Annotated in this window: 21 protein-coding genes and 1 pseudogene; 18 read left to right on the top strand and 4 right to left on the bottom strand. The window is 33.4% G+C overall.

Going from position 1 to position 16,485, the window contains the following annotated elements; all coding sequences use genetic code 11:
• Positions 1-245 precede the first annotated feature (245 nt).
• The 6 genes and pseudogenes from V7S50_RS15125 (at position 246) to V7S50_RS15100 (ending at position 3,074) form a co-directional block, all read left to right on the top strand.
• A pseudogene (locus V7S50_RS15125) lies at positions 246-415 on the top strand (septum formation initiator).
• A 77-nt stretch (positions 416-492) separates the two neighbouring features.
• On the top strand, positions 493-1,005 hold the full coding sequence (locus V7S50_RS15120; protein WP_242253034.1) for an HIT family protein: 513 nt from the start codon (positions 493-495) through the stop codon (positions 1,003-1,005).
• Positions 989-1,813: a PP2C family serine/threonine-protein phosphatase gene (locus tag V7S50_RS15115; RefSeq protein WP_242253036.1), complete on the top strand. Its 825-nt coding sequence runs from the start codon at positions 989-991 to the stop codon at positions 1,811-1,813. The genes V7S50_RS15120 and V7S50_RS15115 overlap by 17 nt, the downstream gene beginning before the upstream one ends.
• 68 nt (positions 1,814-1,881) lie before the next feature.
• Complete coding sequence (locus V7S50_RS15110) at positions 1,882-2,205, top strand: DUF4181 domain-containing protein (RefSeq protein WP_080468295.1); 324 nt, start codon at positions 1,882-1,884, stop codon at positions 2,203-2,205.
• 28 nt (positions 2,206-2,233) lie between these two features.
• On the top strand, positions 2,234-2,674 hold the full coding sequence (locus V7S50_RS15105; protein WP_242253037.1) for an NUDIX domain-containing protein: 441 nt from the start codon (positions 2,234-2,236) through the stop codon (positions 2,672-2,674).
• A gap of 19 nt (positions 2,675-2,693) precedes the next feature.
• Positions 2,694-3,074 (top strand): DUF4181 domain-containing protein, encoded by a 381-nt coding sequence (locus V7S50_RS15100; RefSeq protein WP_242253038.1) that lies wholly within the window; start codon positions 2,694-2,696, stop codon positions 3,072-3,074.
• 72 nt (positions 3,075-3,146) lie between these two features.
• Here V7S50_RS15100 and V7S50_RS15095 read toward each other — a convergent pair whose 3' ends face one another.
• Together V7S50_RS15095 and V7S50_RS15090 are read right to left on the bottom strand one after the other, a co-directional pair.
• A complete protein-coding gene (locus V7S50_RS15095; RefSeq protein ID WP_242253039.1) occupies positions 3,147-3,653 on the bottom strand; it encodes a GrpB family protein in 507 nt (168 codons plus the stop codon).
• Between the two features lie 26 nt (positions 3,654-3,679).
• Positions 3,680-4,525 (bottom strand): oxidoreductase, encoded by an 846-nt coding sequence (locus V7S50_RS15090; protein ID WP_242253040.1) that lies wholly within the window; start codon positions 4,523-4,525, stop codon positions 3,680-3,682.
• A 165-nt stretch (positions 4,526-4,690) separates the two neighbouring features.
• Here V7S50_RS15090 and V7S50_RS15085 point away from each other — a divergent pair, with 165 nt between their 5' ends.
• The 5 genes from V7S50_RS15085 (at position 4,691) to lpdA (ending at position 10,032) form a co-directional block, all read left to right on the top strand.
• Entirely contained in the window at positions 4,691-5,170 is a 480-nt protein-coding gene (locus tag V7S50_RS15085) for a DinB family protein (RefSeq protein WP_242253041.1), read from the top strand.
• A gap of 189 nt (positions 5,171-5,359) precedes the next feature.
• Positions 5,360-6,358 carry an acetoin:2,6-dichlorophenolindophenol oxidoreductase subunit alpha gene (acoA, locus tag V7S50_RS15080; protein WP_242253042.1) on the top strand — a complete coding sequence of 333 codons (999 nt, stop codon included), beginning with the start codon at positions 5,360-5,362 and terminating at the stop codon, positions 6,356-6,358.
• Between the two features lie 17 nt (positions 6,359-6,375).
• A complete protein-coding gene (acoB, locus tag V7S50_RS15075; RefSeq protein ID WP_242253043.1) occupies positions 6,376-7,410 on the top strand; it encodes an acetoin:2,6-dichlorophenolindophenol oxidoreductase subunit beta in 1,035 nt (344 codons plus the stop codon).
• A gap of 27 nt (positions 7,411-7,437) precedes the next feature.
• The gene (locus tag V7S50_RS15070) at positions 7,438-8,637 is read left to right on the top strand and encodes a dihydrolipoamide acetyltransferase family protein (RefSeq protein ID WP_242253044.1); all 1,200 of its coding nucleotides are present in this window, start codon (positions 7,438-7,440) and stop codon (positions 8,635-8,637) included.
• A gap of 15 nt (positions 8,638-8,652) precedes the next feature.
• A complete protein-coding gene (lpdA, locus tag V7S50_RS15065) occupies positions 8,653-10,032 on the top strand; it encodes a dihydrolipoyl dehydrogenase (RefSeq protein WP_242253045.1) in 1,380 nt (459 codons plus the stop codon).
• An 82-nt stretch (positions 10,033-10,114) separates the two neighbouring features.
• Here lpdA and V7S50_RS15060 read toward each other — a convergent pair whose 3' ends face one another.
• Positions 10,115-10,711 (bottom strand): hypothetical protein, encoded by a 597-nt coding sequence (locus V7S50_RS15060; RefSeq protein WP_242253047.1) that lies wholly within the window; start codon positions 10,709-10,711, stop codon positions 10,115-10,117.
• A 220-nt stretch (positions 10,712-10,931) separates the two neighbouring features.
• On the opposite strand from V7S50_RS15060, the gene V7S50_RS15055 reads away from it, so the two are divergent.
• The 4 genes from V7S50_RS15055 to V7S50_RS15040 all read left to right on the top strand — a co-directional run bounded on the left by V7S50_RS15055 (position 10,932) and on the right by V7S50_RS15040 (position 13,706).
• Complete coding sequence (locus V7S50_RS15055) at positions 10,932-11,585, top strand: DUF4085 family protein (RefSeq protein WP_242253048.1); 654 nt, start codon at positions 10,932-10,934, stop codon at positions 11,583-11,585.
• A gap of 85 nt (positions 11,586-11,670) precedes the next feature.
• Positions 11,671-12,072, top strand: a complete 402-nt coding sequence (locus tag V7S50_RS15050) for an Rrf2 family transcriptional regulator (RefSeq protein ID WP_000877648.1) — start codon at positions 11,671-11,673, stop codon at positions 12,070-12,072.
• A gap of 93 nt (positions 12,073-12,165) precedes the next feature.
• Complete coding sequence (locus V7S50_RS15045; protein ID WP_242253049.1) at positions 12,166-13,071, top strand: NAD(P)/FAD-dependent oxidoreductase; 906 nt, start codon at positions 12,166-12,168, stop codon at positions 13,069-13,071.
• Between the two features lie 29 nt (positions 13,072-13,100).
• On the top strand, positions 13,101-13,706 hold the full coding sequence (locus V7S50_RS15040; RefSeq protein WP_242253050.1) for a class I SAM-dependent methyltransferase: 606 nt from the start codon (positions 13,101-13,103) through the stop codon (positions 13,704-13,706).
• Positions 13,707-13,765: 59 nt separating this feature from the next.
• Here the strand turns inward: V7S50_RS15040 and V7S50_RS15035 are convergent, their stop codons facing one another.
• Positions 13,766-14,257 (bottom strand): hypothetical protein, encoded by a 492-nt coding sequence (locus tag V7S50_RS15035; RefSeq protein WP_242253051.1) that lies wholly within the window; start codon positions 14,255-14,257, stop codon positions 13,766-13,768.
• 249 nt (positions 14,258-14,506) lie between these two features.
• On the opposite strand from V7S50_RS15035, the gene V7S50_RS15030 reads away from it, so the two are divergent.
• Genes V7S50_RS15030 through V7S50_RS15020 form a run of 3 tightly spaced genes read left to right on the top strand, consistent with a single transcriptional unit; the run spans position 14,507 to position 16,198 of the window.
• Positions 14,507-15,277: a DeoR/GlpR family DNA-binding transcription regulator gene (locus tag V7S50_RS15030; RefSeq protein ID WP_242253052.1), complete on the top strand. Its 771-nt coding sequence runs from the start codon at positions 14,507-14,509 to the stop codon at positions 15,275-15,277.
• Positions 15,278-15,289: 12 nt separating this feature from the next.
• Entirely contained in the window at positions 15,290-15,832 is a 543-nt protein-coding gene (locus V7S50_RS15025) for a GNAT family N-acetyltransferase (RefSeq protein ID WP_242253053.1), read from the top strand.
• 27 nt (positions 15,833-15,859) lie between these two features.
• Complete coding sequence (locus V7S50_RS15020) at positions 15,860-16,198, top strand: NIPSNAP family protein (RefSeq protein WP_242253054.1); 339 nt, start codon at positions 15,860-15,862, stop codon at positions 16,196-16,198.
• Positions 16,199-16,485 lie beyond the last annotated feature (287 nt).

Genomic DNA, 16,485 nt, shown 5'->3' with positions numbered 1-16,485 from the left:
CGAACAATAACAGAACCATCAGCTGACGCAAAAACTTGGTTTTGTTGTTATTTCATTGATTTAATTCTTCGATGAATAACGATATGTTTATTTAATAGCGACTTGAAAATCTCTTTTTAAGAAGAGGATTATGTGGTGGAAAAGTATAAGTAATAAAGTACATTTTTTGGAAATTATTAAGTGGAATAGCGAATATATTAGGAGACAGCGACGTCATGTAAATGGATATTATTAGGGAAGAAATGATGGGAGGAGATGCAATTTGGCTAAAAATATAAAAAGAAATGATGCCTTGGCAATAGGCGTCGGTATAGGGGTTGTAATCGGTGTATTCCAAGGGTACTTTACAAATAATTTAGTAATCGGAATTGTGATTGGGCTTGTAATTGGAATTGCGTTTTTGAAGAAAAAATGAGGTTGTAAATTCATTTCAAAAATTGTTGCGTTAAAAGAACGAATATTCGGAATATAAAACCTTTTTTTCCTTTTTTTATGATATTATATATAAAAAGGATGGTGATGGATATGTCAACAAACAAACAAGTAGAACAAAACTGCTTTATTTGTGAAAAACATAAAGGAAATATTATAGTTCCAGGTGGTGCTATTTATGAAGATGATCTTATATACGTTGGACATGTCCATTGGGATAGTGAAGAAACATATCTTGGTTATATAATGATTGACATAAAAAGACATGTACCTGGTCTAGCTGAATTAACTGAAGATGAGGCGAAAGCATTCGGACTTATAACTAGTAGAATGAGTAAAGCGCTAAAAGAAAGTGAAGGTGCAGAACATATTTACACTTTTGTTTCAGGAAATGGTGTACCACATATGCATATGCACATCATACCGCGTTATACAAATAAACCAAAAGAGTTTTGGTCACCGACTGAAGTAGCGAAATGGACAGGTGCGCCTTATGGTGACGCAGAAGAAATCAAAAAACTATGTGAAAGAATACGAAAGTATATGGTGAGTGAATATGCATACAACAAATAATAGACAATATTCATGGGTTGGAAGTAGGGAAATGTGTTTAGACGAAATTTCGGTAAAGCAATATGGTGACATCTTGCTTGGTACATATGGTGGGAATATAAGCGCAGGAGCAAAAAAGAATGAAGATGGTGCGTTAGTTTGGTCAAATGGTAATTGGGAATTTGCAGCTATACTAGATGGACATAATAGTGCAGAAAGTGTTGATTTAGTAGTAAATACAATTGAAAAAGAGTATGAAAATATAAAAACGATTATGAAAGAACCAATTGAAACTGTGTTTCGATCTCTTGAAAATCATATACTTACAATTTTTCAGTCCTCTTCATTTAAAGAACAGTGCAAAATAATTAAAGGTGAAACAGCTTGCTTACTATGTGTAAGAAAAGAAAATTATCTATGGTGGTTATCTATTGGAGATTGTTTAGTTTATGTATTTCATGAAGAGTTACATAAGTTAGGGCAATATGCATTAAATCAACGTCATTTTTACGAATGGATTGGAAATGTAAACACATTTGATTTACCTGTTCCTTGCTATTCATCAGGAATTCGTGAATTACGTACTGGCAACAATCGAATTGTAATGGTGACAGATGGGGTATTAGAATGTGGGGACCGTCGATATGAAACACCATTAAATCTGTATAATGATATGAATAGAAATAATATAATACATGAAGAAAGTGTTCATCATGTATTAGAGCACGTTCATCATCAATTCGGACGCGATAGTGCGACAATTATTAGTTGGGATATTGATAATAAAGGAAAGGCTACTTATCCGAGTGATCAGCCAGATAAAAAGTAAAGGAGGAGACATCACTGTTTTTAGTTAAAGGAATTTTATTAATAGTATGGATCATATTCTTAGTTGTTTTGGAAAAAGTAGTGAGAAAAAAATTAAATATACCGAAACAAACAGGATGGAATAGTAAATATGTAAACAACACTCATAAATGGGGTATTAGGGTTCTTATCGTTTCTTATATAATTGTTACGATGATATGTGCCAATTTAAATCCTATTTATATTAGCAACTTACCCATTTTATTTTTAATAACTTTATACTGCTTTCAATCATATATGGAGTGGAAATTTGATAAAGAATCGAGGGAATATGTCATTTCTTTAGGAACGGTTCCTCTATTAATAATAACAGGGATTATGCTTAATCTTTTCTTTTATACCTATTGGATTTAGACATATATGAAATGAATGGGGAGACAAAATGAAAATGCCTAAATTACGTGCTGAAGCAATGATTGTAAATGAAGATTATTCTAAAGTACTTGTACAATGTGATTTAAGTGAATCATTTTATCGTTTTCCAGGAGGCTCTATTGAATTTGGTGAAACAGCAAAAGAAGCGATAATAAGAGAATTAATGGAAGAATACGATTTGAAGATTGATGTCCAAGAGCTAGCTGTTGTAAATGAGCATATTTTCGAGTGGAACAACGAAAAAGGACATCAAGGTACATTAATACATAGGGGAACGGTTGAAGAGATGATTACAAATGAAATAAGACATAAAGAACATGAAGATATTATATTAATATGGAAGAGTATAAAGGAATTAAAAGAGAAACCAACATATCCTGAAGGAATTGTAAGTTATTTAGAAGAGAATAAACGTAATATAGTCCACTTTATTACTAAAGATAAATAAAGTAATAGGGGAGATAGCAATGGGTACTTCTACAATTTTGATTATTATTATTGGACTTGGTATAGGTGGTTACTTTATAGAACAGTTTTTAAGAAGAAAATTAAATATGGAGAAAAGAGGCTTCTTTGGATATAAGCATGTGAATAGTTTACATGTAAAATTAGAAATAGGGCTTATTATTATTTATGTAATAAGTAGTTGTTATTATATATTTAAATTTGAAAACGCTAAAACGGCTTATGTCATGTTCACTTATTTAGGGATATCATGTACTTTAAGAGCATGGATGGAATGGAAGTATGATAGAGAATCAAAAGAATATATACTTTCGATAATGGGAATGGTTGCATTTATATTGATGCTTTCAATACTATTTTATTTCGTTCCACCTGCTACATAATAAATTCATTAATAATGGTACAAATAATGAAATAACTAATAAATAAGAAACCATTTACTACTAAATGGTTTCTTATTTTATTTTAGCTAAAATAGATTTAACGAAATTTGTTTTATCCTCTGCATATTGATGTTTATCATTAGGATTAGCTTTTGAAAGTTGAATCTTTAACTGTTCATACTGTATACGAGCAGTTTTATTGTCTATTAAGTAATCTCGAAATTGTAATTGTTCTATTAAATATGCATTCCCTTGTTCATACATATGAATTTGATGAGTTCGTGGCTCTCCTTTATTAAAATAGTATCTTTCAGGCAATACATCTTTTCTGTACGTATAATTTAGTAGTTTTAATTTTTTAATACATTTTAAACCGTCTTTATAATCTTCTAGTTCGATTGCAATATCAATAATTGGCTTTGCACTTAAATATGGAATGGAAGTACTTCCAATATGGTGTATTGCTAAAATATGTTCGCCAATTTGTTCCTCAATGAATTGTTTCTCTTTCGTAAATTCAATTTCCCATTCTTCAGTCCACGGAACTAAAAACAATTTGCCATAGGGTAAACCTAACATATAATTAGCACCTCTTTCAAAAAAAATTACATCTTCTTTAAACTTTTCAAAACAAGGTATTCCCACAATCTCCAAGGAAGAATCTTCTTTGCTAAGATCATAAATTTTACACCTTTTCCAATTGGGTATCGTAATGTTGTACGCTTTGCTTCTGCAACTTCTACAATTTTATTAGCAACATCTATCGGATTACCAAATGTATCACTGCCACTATTAATATGTTTTTGGATTTTATCCATATATTCTTTGTAAGGAGAAGTAGTATCAGATTGGTTTGTAGCTAGTTGTTTACCAACTTCCCAAATATTCGTGTTATAAGAACCAGGTTCAATTAATGTAACATCTATTCCGAAAGGTTGTACTTCTAAACGAAGGGATTCACTCCATCCTTCTAATGCATATTTTGAAGAAACGTAAGGGGATAGACCAGGGAATCCAACTTGACCACTAATGCTGCTTATATTAATGATTTTTCCACTTTGTTGTTCTCTCATATAAGGTAAAACAAGCTGAGTAATTGAAATAGCGCCAAAAAGGTTCGTTTCAAATTGTTTACGGTATTCCTCTACTGGAATTTCTTCTACAAAGCCGCCATTTGCATATCCTGCATTATTTATAAGAAGGTCTACTCTGTTTATTTCTTTTAAAAATAATTGAAAGTTATGTAAAGAGTTTTGATCAGTTACATCTAATTGTTGAATTTTTATGTTTTGCTGCAAGTTGAGTTGATTAGCTTGAGATATTAAGTTCACTTGTTTTTTAAGGTTTCTCATTGTAGCGATAACTAAATAGTCTTTTTTCGCAAGGGCAATTGTTGTTAAAAGACCGAACCCACTTGAAGCCCCGGTTATAACTGCGATTTTTTTATTCATTTTTTGCTCGCTTTCTTTTTCTTTTATCATAACGAGTTATAATAAGAAAATCTATTATTCTTATATTCATTATGAAATCAATTCGTATGTAAAAAAGGGGTTTATAGGGAATCAGCGTATATAGAGTAGTGTATATTAATATGATAATGAAATGAGGGAAGAAAAATGGCTCAAGTGAAAGATGTATTAGCAGATCAGTTATTAGCAAATGCGAACGATCCCAGTTGGTATATTCCATTTTCAGATGCAGTTAAAGATCTATCTGAGAGAGAAGCTTTCTGGAAACCGAATGAAGAGAGTAATAGTATAGCTGAAATTGTACAACATTTACTGTATTGGAATTCAACGTGGCAAACTAGGTATAAAGAATCGAATGTTAATGCCGTGCCCGCTATTGGTGATAATAACAAAAGTTTTATGCTTTCAGATAATCAAACCTTCGATGAGTTAAGAGAAAAACTACTAGAGAAACTGTTACAATGGCAAAAGCTTATCAATGAAGAGAAGGTTGAAAGTGATGTAATTGGATTTCCAGTTTCCGCTAAGTGGTGGGAAGTGCTAGCAAATGTAACAACTCATAATGCGTATCATATTGGTCAAATTATTTACATCCGGAAGTTACAGAAGAGTTTTGATAATGAATAACATAATAATTCTAAAATTAGATGAACAAAAGTGAACAAAAGTGAACAAAAGTGGACAAAACGAGACAGATGTCTCATTTTGTCCACTTTTTTATTATGAAAGTAAAGAGAAAACCTATTAAATCAAGGATTAGAATTTGGCACAGTACTTGCAATATAAAAGATGAACAAGAAAATAGGAGGGCTGGACATGTTAAAAACAACTGAAAGTAAAGGGAATGAAATTACGAAAGAACAAGCTCGTTGGATGTACGAAAAAATGTTAGAGATTCGTAAGTTTGAAGATAAGGTGCATGAATTGTTCGCGCAAGGTGTTTTGCCAGGTTTCGTTCATTTATACGCAGGTGAAGAAGCGGTAGCAGTTGGTGTATGTGCCCACTTAACGGATAGTGACAGTATTACAAGTACGCATAGAGGACATGGACATTGTATCGCAAAAGGCTGTGATTTAAACGGTATGATGGCTGAACTTTTTGGGAAAGCGACAGGTTTATGTAAAGGTAAAGGCGGCTCCATGCATATTGCTGATTTAGATAAAGGAATGCTTGGTGCAAATGGGATTGTAGGTGGCGGTTTCCCGCTTGCTTGCGGCTCAGCACTAACAGCTAAATATAAAGGAACGAAAGATGTAAGTGTTTGTTTCTTCGGTGACGGAGCAAATAATGAAGGAACATTCCATGAAGGCGTTAATTTAGCAGCGATTTGGAAGTTACCAGTAATTTTTATCGCTGAAAATAACGGTTACGGTGAAGCAACGACATTTGAATATGCTTCAAGTTGTGACTCTATTGCTGATCGTGCAAAAGCTTATAATATTCCAGGTATTCAAGTAGATGGAAAAGATCTACTTGCAGTATACAAAGTTGCCGAAGAAGCGGTGGAACGCGCGCGTAATGGCGGTGGCCCAACAATAATTGAATGTATGACATATCGTAACTACGGTCATTTTGAGGGTGAAGCACAAACATATAAAACTGCAGAGGAAAAAGAAAAACATTTAAATGAAATAGATGCGATTGTGAATTTCCGTAAACATTTAATTCATGAAGGTTTATTAACAGAATCTGAACTTGTTGATATGGAGAAAGCAGTAGATGATGCAGTGCAAAGATCAATTGAATTTAGTGAAAATAGTCCATATCCAGAGGATGAAGAATTATTAAAAGATGTATACGTTTCTTACAAATAAGAGGAGGGTGAAAAATAATGACTAGAACAGTAAGTATGTCAACTGCAATTAATGAAGCGATGAAAATCTCAATGCGTCGTGATGAAAATGTAATTTTAATAGGAGAAGACGTTGCAGGTGGTGCACAAGTTGATCACTTGCAAGATGATGAAGCGTGGGGCGGTGTACTTGGCGTGACGAAAGGGCTAGTACAAGAATTTGGCCGAAATCGTATTTTAGATACACCAATTTCTGAAGCGGGTTACATGGGAGCTGCGATGGCAGCGGCGGCAACAGGCTTACGTCCGATAGCTGAATTAATGTTTAATGACTTTATCGGTAGTTGTCTTGATCAAGTATTAAACCAAGGTGCAAAGTTCCGCTATATGTTCGGTGGTAAAGCAAAAGTTCCAGTTACAGTACGTACGATGCACGGTGCTGGATTTAGTGCAGCAGCGCAGCATTCACAAAGTTTATACGCGTTATTTACAAGTATTCCAGGTATTAAAGTCGTCGTTCCTTCCACTCCGTATGATGCAAAAGGCTTACTATTAGCGGCAATTGAAGATGATGATCCAGTAATCTTCTTTGAAGATAAAACACTTTACAATATGAAAGGCGAAGTACCAGAAGGGTACTATACAATTCCTTTAGGAAAAGCAGATATTAAACGTGAAGGTACTGATGTAACAATCGTTGCAATTGGAAAACAAGTTCATACTGCGCTCGCTGCTGCTGAGCAATTAACAAAAAAGGGACTTGAAGTAGAAGTAATTGATCCACGTTCTTTATCACCGCTTGATGAGGATACGATTTTAGCATCTGTTGAAAAAACAAATCGTCTTATCGTTATTGATGAAGCAAACCCAAGATGTAGTATCGCAACAGATATTGCGGCAATTGTAGCGGATAAAGGATTCGATTTGTTAGATGCACCTATTAAACGAATTACAGCACCACATACACCTGTTCCGTTCTCACCACCGCTTGAAAAGTTGTATTTGCCAACGCCAGAAAAAGTAATTGAAACTGTATCAGAAATGATCGCAGACCAATCTTTATTACATGTGTAATGAAACGATGAGAAGGGAGAGAGAAGCATGGCTGTAGAAGTTGTAATGCCGAAGTTAGGTATGGCGATGAAAGAAGGTATTATTACGAGTTGGAATATTAAAGCGGGCGATAATGTGGCAAAAGGAGAATTAATCGCTAGTATTAATTCAGAAAAAATTGAAACAGAGATAGAAGCACCAGCTGATGGAACTGTTCTTGATATAGCTGTAAGTGAAGATGAGGGAGTTCCACCTGGCACTGTAATTTGCTATATCGGTAAACCGAACGAAAAAGTAGAAGTCTATGAAAGTACAAATGTTGTAGAAGAAAAAACATCTAATCCAGAACCTAAAAAGGTCCAACATCTAGAACCATATGTGATAGATGTGACGAAGCAAAGAGTTAAAATATCTCCAGTAGCGAAGAAAATTTCAAAAACTGAAAACCTTGATATTAGATCATTACTTGGTACAGGTCCTGGTGGAAGAATTACAAAGGTAGATGTATTAAAGGCGCTTGAAGAAAGAGTAGCAATACCAGAAGTACTTGAACAAGAAGAAAGTAAAGTGATTCCTGTTACAGGTATGCGAAAAGCAATCGCAAATCGTATGCATGCAAGCTTACAAAATAGCGCGCAACTAACGTTAACGATGAAAGTAGATGTTACAGATTTAGTTGCTTTACATAAAGAAATAGTGGAAGTTGTACAAAAAAGATACGATAACAAACTAACCATTACGGATTTCGTTTCTCGTGCTGTTGTATTAGCACTTGGAGAGCATAAAGAAATGAACAGCGCTTATATAGATGATGCAATTCATCAATTTGAACATGTTCATTTAGGCATGGCAGTCGCATTAGAAAAAGGATTAGTCGTTCCAGCTATTCGATTTGCAAATAATCTACCTTTAGTAGAGTTATCTAAAGAGATTAAGAATGTGGCACAAAAGGCACGAGCAGGCAGTTTAAATAGCGACGATATGCAAGGAACAACATTTACAATTAGTAATTTAGGAAGCTTTGGTATTGAATATTTTACGCCAGTATTAAATACACCTGAAACTGGTATTTTAGGTGTCGGTGCGATTGAACATGTTCCTGTATATAAAGGAAAAAAATTAAGAAAAGGAAGTATGTTACCTTTAAGTTTAACATTCGATCATCGCGTATTAGACGGTGCACCAGCAGCTGCATTTTTACGCACAATTAAATGCTATTTAGAAGAACCTGTAACAATTCTTTTATAAAGAGAAGGTGAGAGAATGAGTAAATTAGTTGTAATTGGGGGCGGACCTGCTGGTTATGTAGCAGCAATTACCGCGGCTCAAAATGGTAAAGACGTCACTCTTATTGATGAAGCTGATCTTGGTGGTACGTGTTTAAATGTTGGGTGTATGCCTACGAAATCACTGTTAGAAAGTGCTGAAGTGCATGACATTGTGAGAAAAGCGAATAATTATGGAGTTAAGCTTAACAAAGGAAGTATATCAATTGATTGGAAGCAAATACAGGGAAGGAAGTCACAAATTGTAACGCAGCTCGTACAAGGAATTCAATATTTAATGAAGAAAAATAAAATTAAAGTAATAAAAGGGAAAGTAAAATTTGAAACGGATCACCGTGTGAGAGTTATGCACAGTGATAAAGAAGCTGTAGTAGATGGAGAACAGTTTATTATAGCGGCAGGTTCAGAACCAACTGAATTACCTTTTGCTCCATTTGATGGAAAGTGGATTTTAAATAGTACCCATGCAATGTCTCTAGAAAACATACCGAAATCATTATTAATCGTTGGCGGTGGTGTAATAGGTTGTGAATTTGCAAGTATTTATAGTCGTCTTGGAACAAAAGTTACGATTGTTGAAATGGAACCGCAATTATTACCAGGTGAAGATGAAGATATCGCACACATTTTAAGAGGGAAACTAGAAAATGATGGCGTAGAAATATTTACAGGAGCAGCTTTAAAAGGATTAAATAATTATAAAAAGCAGGCTTCATTTGAATACGAAGGAAGTATCCAAGAAGCCAATCCAGAATTTGTTCTCGTTTCTGTAGGTCGAAAACCACGTGTACAAGAGTTAGGATTAGAAAAAGCAGGCATTCAATTTTCGAATAAAGGAATTTCTGTGAATGAACATATGCAAACAAACATATCACATATTTACGCAGCTGGTGATGTGATTGGGGGAATCCAGCTTGCTCATGTTGCCTTCCATGAAGGAACAACAGCAGCATTACACGCGAGCGGAGAAGGTATAAAAGTAAACTATCATGCTGTACCTCGCTGTGTTTATACAGCACCAGAAATTGCTAGCGTCGGTTTAAGTGAAAGATTAGCAAGAGAGCAATATGGTGATATTCTTATTGGAGAATTTCCTTTTACGGCAAACGGTAAAGCACTTATTATTGGAGAACAAACGGGTAAAGTAAAAGTTATTGTTGAACCTAAATATCAAGAAATTGTAGGGATTTCTATTATTGGTCCTCGTGCAACCGAATTAATCGGACAAGGAACTGTAATGATTCATACGGAAGTTACCGCTGATATAATGAGAGATTATATTGCAGCTCATCCAACTTTATCTGAAGCGATTCATGAAGCGCTATTGCAAGCTGTAGGACATGCTGTACATGCTTAAATGGAATTATAATAAACCACTATTCTCTAGATGAATGAGAGAATAGTGGTTTGGATTTTTATAGAAGAAATTAAATCCTCTATTACTTTTTAATGTCAATAGCTGAAGTTTTATCGTTCCATTCAGGAGCTAAATTAGCAGTTTTACCATACCAATCAGCGTGTTTAAATACAACACCTTTCCCATATCCTTGTGTAGAAGTATGCTCCCAAAGTGTCGTTGAATAACTTGCAGAAGGTGATGCTGTGCTTACAGAAGAAATTCTGTCATTCCAGCTAGAAGGTAAGTTTTTAAAGCCGCTACTCCAGTAAATATATTGTCCACCTTTATTTATATGTTCATAAAAATCAGTACTACCAGCGCCGCTACCTAAAGGATTAATTTTATTTTTAAGCGCTTTTTTATCCTTCTCAATATAAGCATCCAATGTTTCTCTATTAGTAAAACCATAAGCTAACCAATCTCCATTTTCATTTTGCTCTGGTAATACCATAGTAATTTGGATGTCTTTCTTATCTTGATCACTTAATTTTGCAAAGGAAGAAACATTTTGTTCATCCACTTTTAAATAATCAAATGATTTGATTGTGTTATTTTTTTCTTCAGCACTTACTGCACCTAATCCTCCAGTTAATGCAAATCCAGCTACTAATGTCCCTGCTACTAATTTCTTCAACATATAACCATCCCTTTTTGTTTAAGATTTTTGTACAGATGAATCTTTGTACTAGTAAAATGTAGTCTAATTATTGATTTTTGTAAATATTCTGAAGTTTTAGAAATAAAAGGCGGAATATTTAAAGTTTTACATTTTTTCTTTAGAAAAAATGGTTATTGGAATGATATAATAAGTGGATATATTGCTTTTGTTGGATTTTAAAATGTTTTAGGGGCTGCCATTGAAGTACTTCACTAGAGATTGGTATAAAGAAATGCAAGTATCTGGATTTTTAATTTTCTCAGAAACTATTGAAGAATGGGAAGAGATTTTGCGAGAGAGCGAAAAGGCAGGAATGGATTATAAGCAAAGTTTGAGAGAAGACGTGGAAGAAAAGAAAGAAGAGTTATTAAAGTTTCTACCTAAGTCATTACATCCATACATTTATAACAATACAATTAATTCAGAATACCCATCGGAAAAATTAAAGCAACTTGTGCTTGAGTGGACAGTAGATTATGAAAAAAGAATGCATGATTTAGAGCAAGCTTATATAGAGAATTATAATTCTATAAAAGAAAGGCTCGCGCAGAATGTCGTTCAACTACATGAATACTCACTACATGACAGTGTAGTCAAATCAGTAGAGAGAAGATCAGAGGATACGCTAATTATAACTTTAGATTGCAGTGGTACTTTCAGTGAATTTGATAAACTACAAGTAACTTTTACAGGAGTAACGAAATGTTCTATTCCGGAAAATTTTGAAGGTGCTTGGTGGTTATGTCATGAAATAGACCTTGCTGAAGATGGTTTCGAACTAGGAGTTTTATTTGATTGCCCATTTATAGAAGTAACGATTTGCGCAGCAGATGTATTACTGGAGAAGATGTAATTTTGTATGGAGTATTACAAATGTTTGACAGGATAAAGAAATAGAGTTATTGTAGATATATGAAGTCTGCAATAGGAGCCGTACTATGAAATATTCTAAAGCTACAAATTATGCTCTTCATACAATGCTTTTTCTGGCAAAGGCAACACCAAATAAGTTAGTTAGTGTTCACCAATTAGCAGAAATGCAAAATGTTTCACCAACATACTTGTCTAAAATACTAACTAAGTTGACGAAGGAAGGGATGATACATTCATCATCTGGTCCAAAAGGTGGTTATTCGCTTAGTCATAATTGGGAAGATATTTCATTTTTAGATATTATACATGCGATTGAAGGTAAAACATCATTATTTGAATGTTGTTTACATGAAAAACCTGGATGTTTAATTAATGAAGCAATGCTCGCAGCAGAAGAGAAAATGGAAGAAGAGTTAAGAAATCAAAAAATTGTAGATCTTGCGAAAAAAATAAAAGTGGATTTTTAATCCGCTTTTATTTTTAAAGATATTAAAGATAAAAAGACTCTTTAATATCTTTAATTATAGTTAAATTTATTCATTCATGGAGGATATTTGCTTATGAAATATATAGACTGTGCAGTAATAGGTGCAGGACCAGCCGGACTTAATGCGAGTTTATTTTTAGGAAGAGCTCGTAAACAAATAGCGTTATTTGATAATAAAACGAATAGGAATCGTGTAACACAAAATTCTCACGGATTTATTACGCGTGACGGGATTAAACCGGAAGAGTTTAAGGAAATAGGATTAAATGAATTGATGAAGTATCCATCAGTTCATTATTATGAAAAAACAGTTGTAATGATAACGAAACAATCCAATGGTTTATTTGAGGTTGTGACCAAAGATCACACAAAATATTTGGCAGAAAGAGTTTTATTAGCGACGGGCATACAGGAAGAATTCCCATCTATTCCTAATGTTCGAGAATACTATGGGAAAAGCTTATTTAGCTGTCCGTATTGTGATGGATGGGAATTAAAAGATCAACCACTCATTATTATTTCTGAAAACGAAGATTATACGTTGCATATGACAAAATTAGTTTATAACTGGTCTATTGATTTAGTAATCGCAACAAATGGCAATGAGCTAAGTCAAATTACTATGGATGAACTGTCTAATAAAAATATACCTTTTATTACAGAACCTATACGTGCACTACAAGGTGAAGGAGGTTTTTTAAAAGAAGTAGAGTTTTATTCAGGTTTACGGATTGAAAGAGCTGGAGGATTTATAGTACCTACTTTCTTTAGAGCAAATCAATTTATAGAACAACTTGGTTGTGAGTTGCAAAGTAATGGAACTTTTGTAATAGATGATTTTGGGCGTACTTCAGAAAGGAATATTTACTTAGCAGGAGAAACAATGATTCAAGGACCATCCTCATTAATTATTGCTGCATCACATGGGAATAAAGCAGCAATAGCTATTAATAGTGATATTACAGATGAGCGGTTCTAACTAGAAAATGATTTGAAGAAGGAGAGAAGATGATGAATAAATTTTGGAATGATCGATATAAATCAGATGAATATTTTTACGGGGAAGAACCTAATACGTTTATTAAAGAACAAGCATTTCGTTTAAAAAATTATCATAAAGTAATAGCTTTCGCAGAAGGAGAAGGTAGAAATGCTGTATTTCTAGCAAGACAAGGACATAAAGTAACAGCTATTGATTATTCGGAAGACGGATTAGAAAAGACAAAAAAATTGGCGGAGAAACATAATGTAGAGGTACATACAAAAAAAGTAGATTTATTAGCTGATAGTTCGCCAGTAAATGAATATGATGCAGCGATTATGGTATTTGGACATTTTCATAATGATCATCAAAAAATGATATTGGATAAAATGATACAAACGATAAAGCCTGGTGGATTAATAATGTTTGAAGTTTACTCAAAAAAACAAATCAATTATGGTACTGGTGGGCCAAAAGATATTGATATGCTGTATGATCCAATTGATATCCTTACTTGGTGTGAAGAACATGAGGTAATTCATTTCTTTAATGGGGAACAAGAGCGAGTTGAAGGGAAAGGGCACACTGGTTTAGCTGATGTAATTCAAGTTGTTATTAGCAAATCAATGTAAATGTTAATGAAAAATAGATACATGAATGTAAAAAGACCAGTCATGTAAGACTGGTTTTTTTATTTAGATACTAAATTATCAAGTTTCCAATATGTATCTGTTAACGGCGCAGCTTTGCTATCTATGTATAAATACATATTATTTAAATCTTTTGGAGAAGTTTTCATATTAAATACAATGTCAGTAGTTAAAGAAAACTCAGATGGAACCTTTTTAGCATTTTCATTTTGTATAACTTCACCTTCGTATTTTTCACCCGTTTTGTCATCTTTTATGAAATATTTTATTTCTGAAAGATCTATCGTTTGTCCGTCAACACGAGCGTTATTTATAGTAACGCGAGCTGTGAGACGCCACTCTTTGTCTATTTTTTCGAATTTAGCATTTTCAACAGTTGCTCTATAGTATTCGTTTTTAAATATTTCCCCATAGTGCATTGCATTCTTTTCAAGAGCGCTCTTTTCTTGTTTTGGTGCAGTATCCCCATTACATCCTGCCATTATTCCTGTAAATAATAATGCTGTACAAGTTACTTTAATTATAGATTTCATAGTAATTCCTTTCTGTATTAAAAAGTAAAACATAGGAATAATTTTACATCAATAGGAAAGTAAATGGAAGTATGTTTATGGAATATGCAAATATACATTTATTTTGTTGTCCAGTTCACGGAATAGAAAGAGGGAAAAGCTGAATAAAACGGAGTGGATAAGAATTGAAAATATTGTAAAGTGGAAGAGGCATGCATATAATTAAAATAAGGATGAGATTTCAGAATCTTTAATAACGGCGGTGGGCACATGTTTACTGAAGAGCGTAGAGAGAAAATTTTAGAGTTACTTCAGAAAGATGGAAGGGTAATTGCTAAAAATCTTGCGGAAAGTTTCGATATGTCTATTGATTCTATAAGAAGAGATTTGTCTATTATGGAGAAGGATGGCTTGTTAAAAAGAACACATGGAGGTGCAATCGAACTTGCTAGAGTAAGGAATTTAGCTGCTGAACCATCGAGACGTAATCGTGATAGTTCACTAGATGAAGAAGTGATTGCAAAAGTTGCTGCATCCTACATACAAGAAGGAGATTCTGTTTTTATTGGCGGGGCTTCTATTCATTATGCCATGTTAAAGTATTTACCTGAAACATCATTTACAGTGATTACGAATACTTTAGAAATTGCTAGTAAGTTACGGGAGTATAAGAATGTAGAAACGTATTTAATTGGTGGAAAGGTGAAACCATCAGGAAATATGACAGATACACTTGCCTCTGAAATGATAAGTAGATTCTCTATTGATCTGTATTTCTCTACAGGTGATGGTGTTTCATTGAATGGTATAAGTACTGCAACGCCGGAAGTTGCTTATTTTGGAAAAACAGTAAGTAAAATTGCTAGAAGAAACATTTGTTTAGCTCCTCATACTAAAATCGGAATAGACTGCTTTATAAAAGGAGAGTCACTGATTGAGATTGACCTTATTATAACAGGTGAAGAGGCTAGTAAAGAAACGATTCAACAATTTGAGAAACAAGGTAAAGAAATTTTGATAGCATCAATAGACTGCATTTAAAAGGAGTTTGTAATGATTATAAAAGAACAAGAGTTTTATATAAATGGATTAACTTATACAGTTCGTTCTGCAGCTGAAACGGATGCTGAGCAATTATCGAAGATTAGAGTTCAGATCGATGGCGAAACTGAAAATATGGATAGAGAAGCTGGAGAGGGATTTATAGATAAGATAGGGTTTCAAAAAATAATAAAAACAGATAGTGAAGAGACAAAGAATTTGTTTTTAGTTGCAGAAGTGCACAATCGAATCGTTGGATTTTCAAGATGTGAAGGATCAAATTTGAAGAGATTATCTCATAAAGTAGAGTTTGGTGTTTGTATTTTAAGAGAGTTTTGGGGATATGGAATGGGCAAGAGTCTATTGCAACAATCTATTCATTGGGCTGATGAAAATGAAGTGAAAAAGATATCATTACAAGTATTAGAGACAAACGAAAAAGCCATTCTACTTTATAAAAAATTAGGTTTTGAAGTAGAAGGAATTTTGAAAAATGATAAGAGGCTGTCAGATGAGCAGTATTATAATACGGTTGTAATGGGAAGATGTATTTGAGTCTGTTCATAAAAGAGGTGGAAAGGTATGTTTTATAGAAGAAAGTACTATATAGTAAAAAATGAATTTATTAAAATGTTTAATGATCATTTCAATAACACGAACTTACCTAATCAGGTAAAGCATGGATCTAGGCTAATAGGACGCTGGATGAAAGATAATAAGAATGGTACGACTGAAATGTTTGCCATATGGGAATATGATAGTTATGAACAGTATAAAGAAATAGAATCAAAAATTAGAAGTGACGAGAAACATACTAGAAGAATACATGAATGGTATGAAAAACATGGCGGGAAAGAGTATGTTTTACAGGAGTACATAGTAGAGATGAAAAATGAAGAGTTAATATATACTGTAAAGTGATAGAGAGGTGAGGGATAATGGGAATTAAAACAAAATTATATTTTAGTGTAGCATCCACTATTTTATTTACAATAGCCGTGATTGTTTTCTTTATAAATGGCAATCCACAAAAGTGGTTTTGGTTATGTATTTTCGTTGCGTCCATTATACAAAATATAGTTCTACTAAAAAAGAATAAAGAAATGTATTGATATATTCAAATTATTAACATATTTGTGTCATCTTTCTAGTTTTGTTGAAAACGCTTTTATTCGATTTTATAATAAAAGTATGTTTTTATAAATCTC

It is taken from the genome of Bacillus sp. CCNWLW194 (genome assembly GCF_037120585.1).
Lineage (GTDB): Bacteria > Bacillota > Bacilli > Bacillales > Bacillaceae_G > Bacillus_A > Bacillus_A basilensis.
This window is presented reverse-complemented; position numbering and strand designations above follow the sequence as displayed.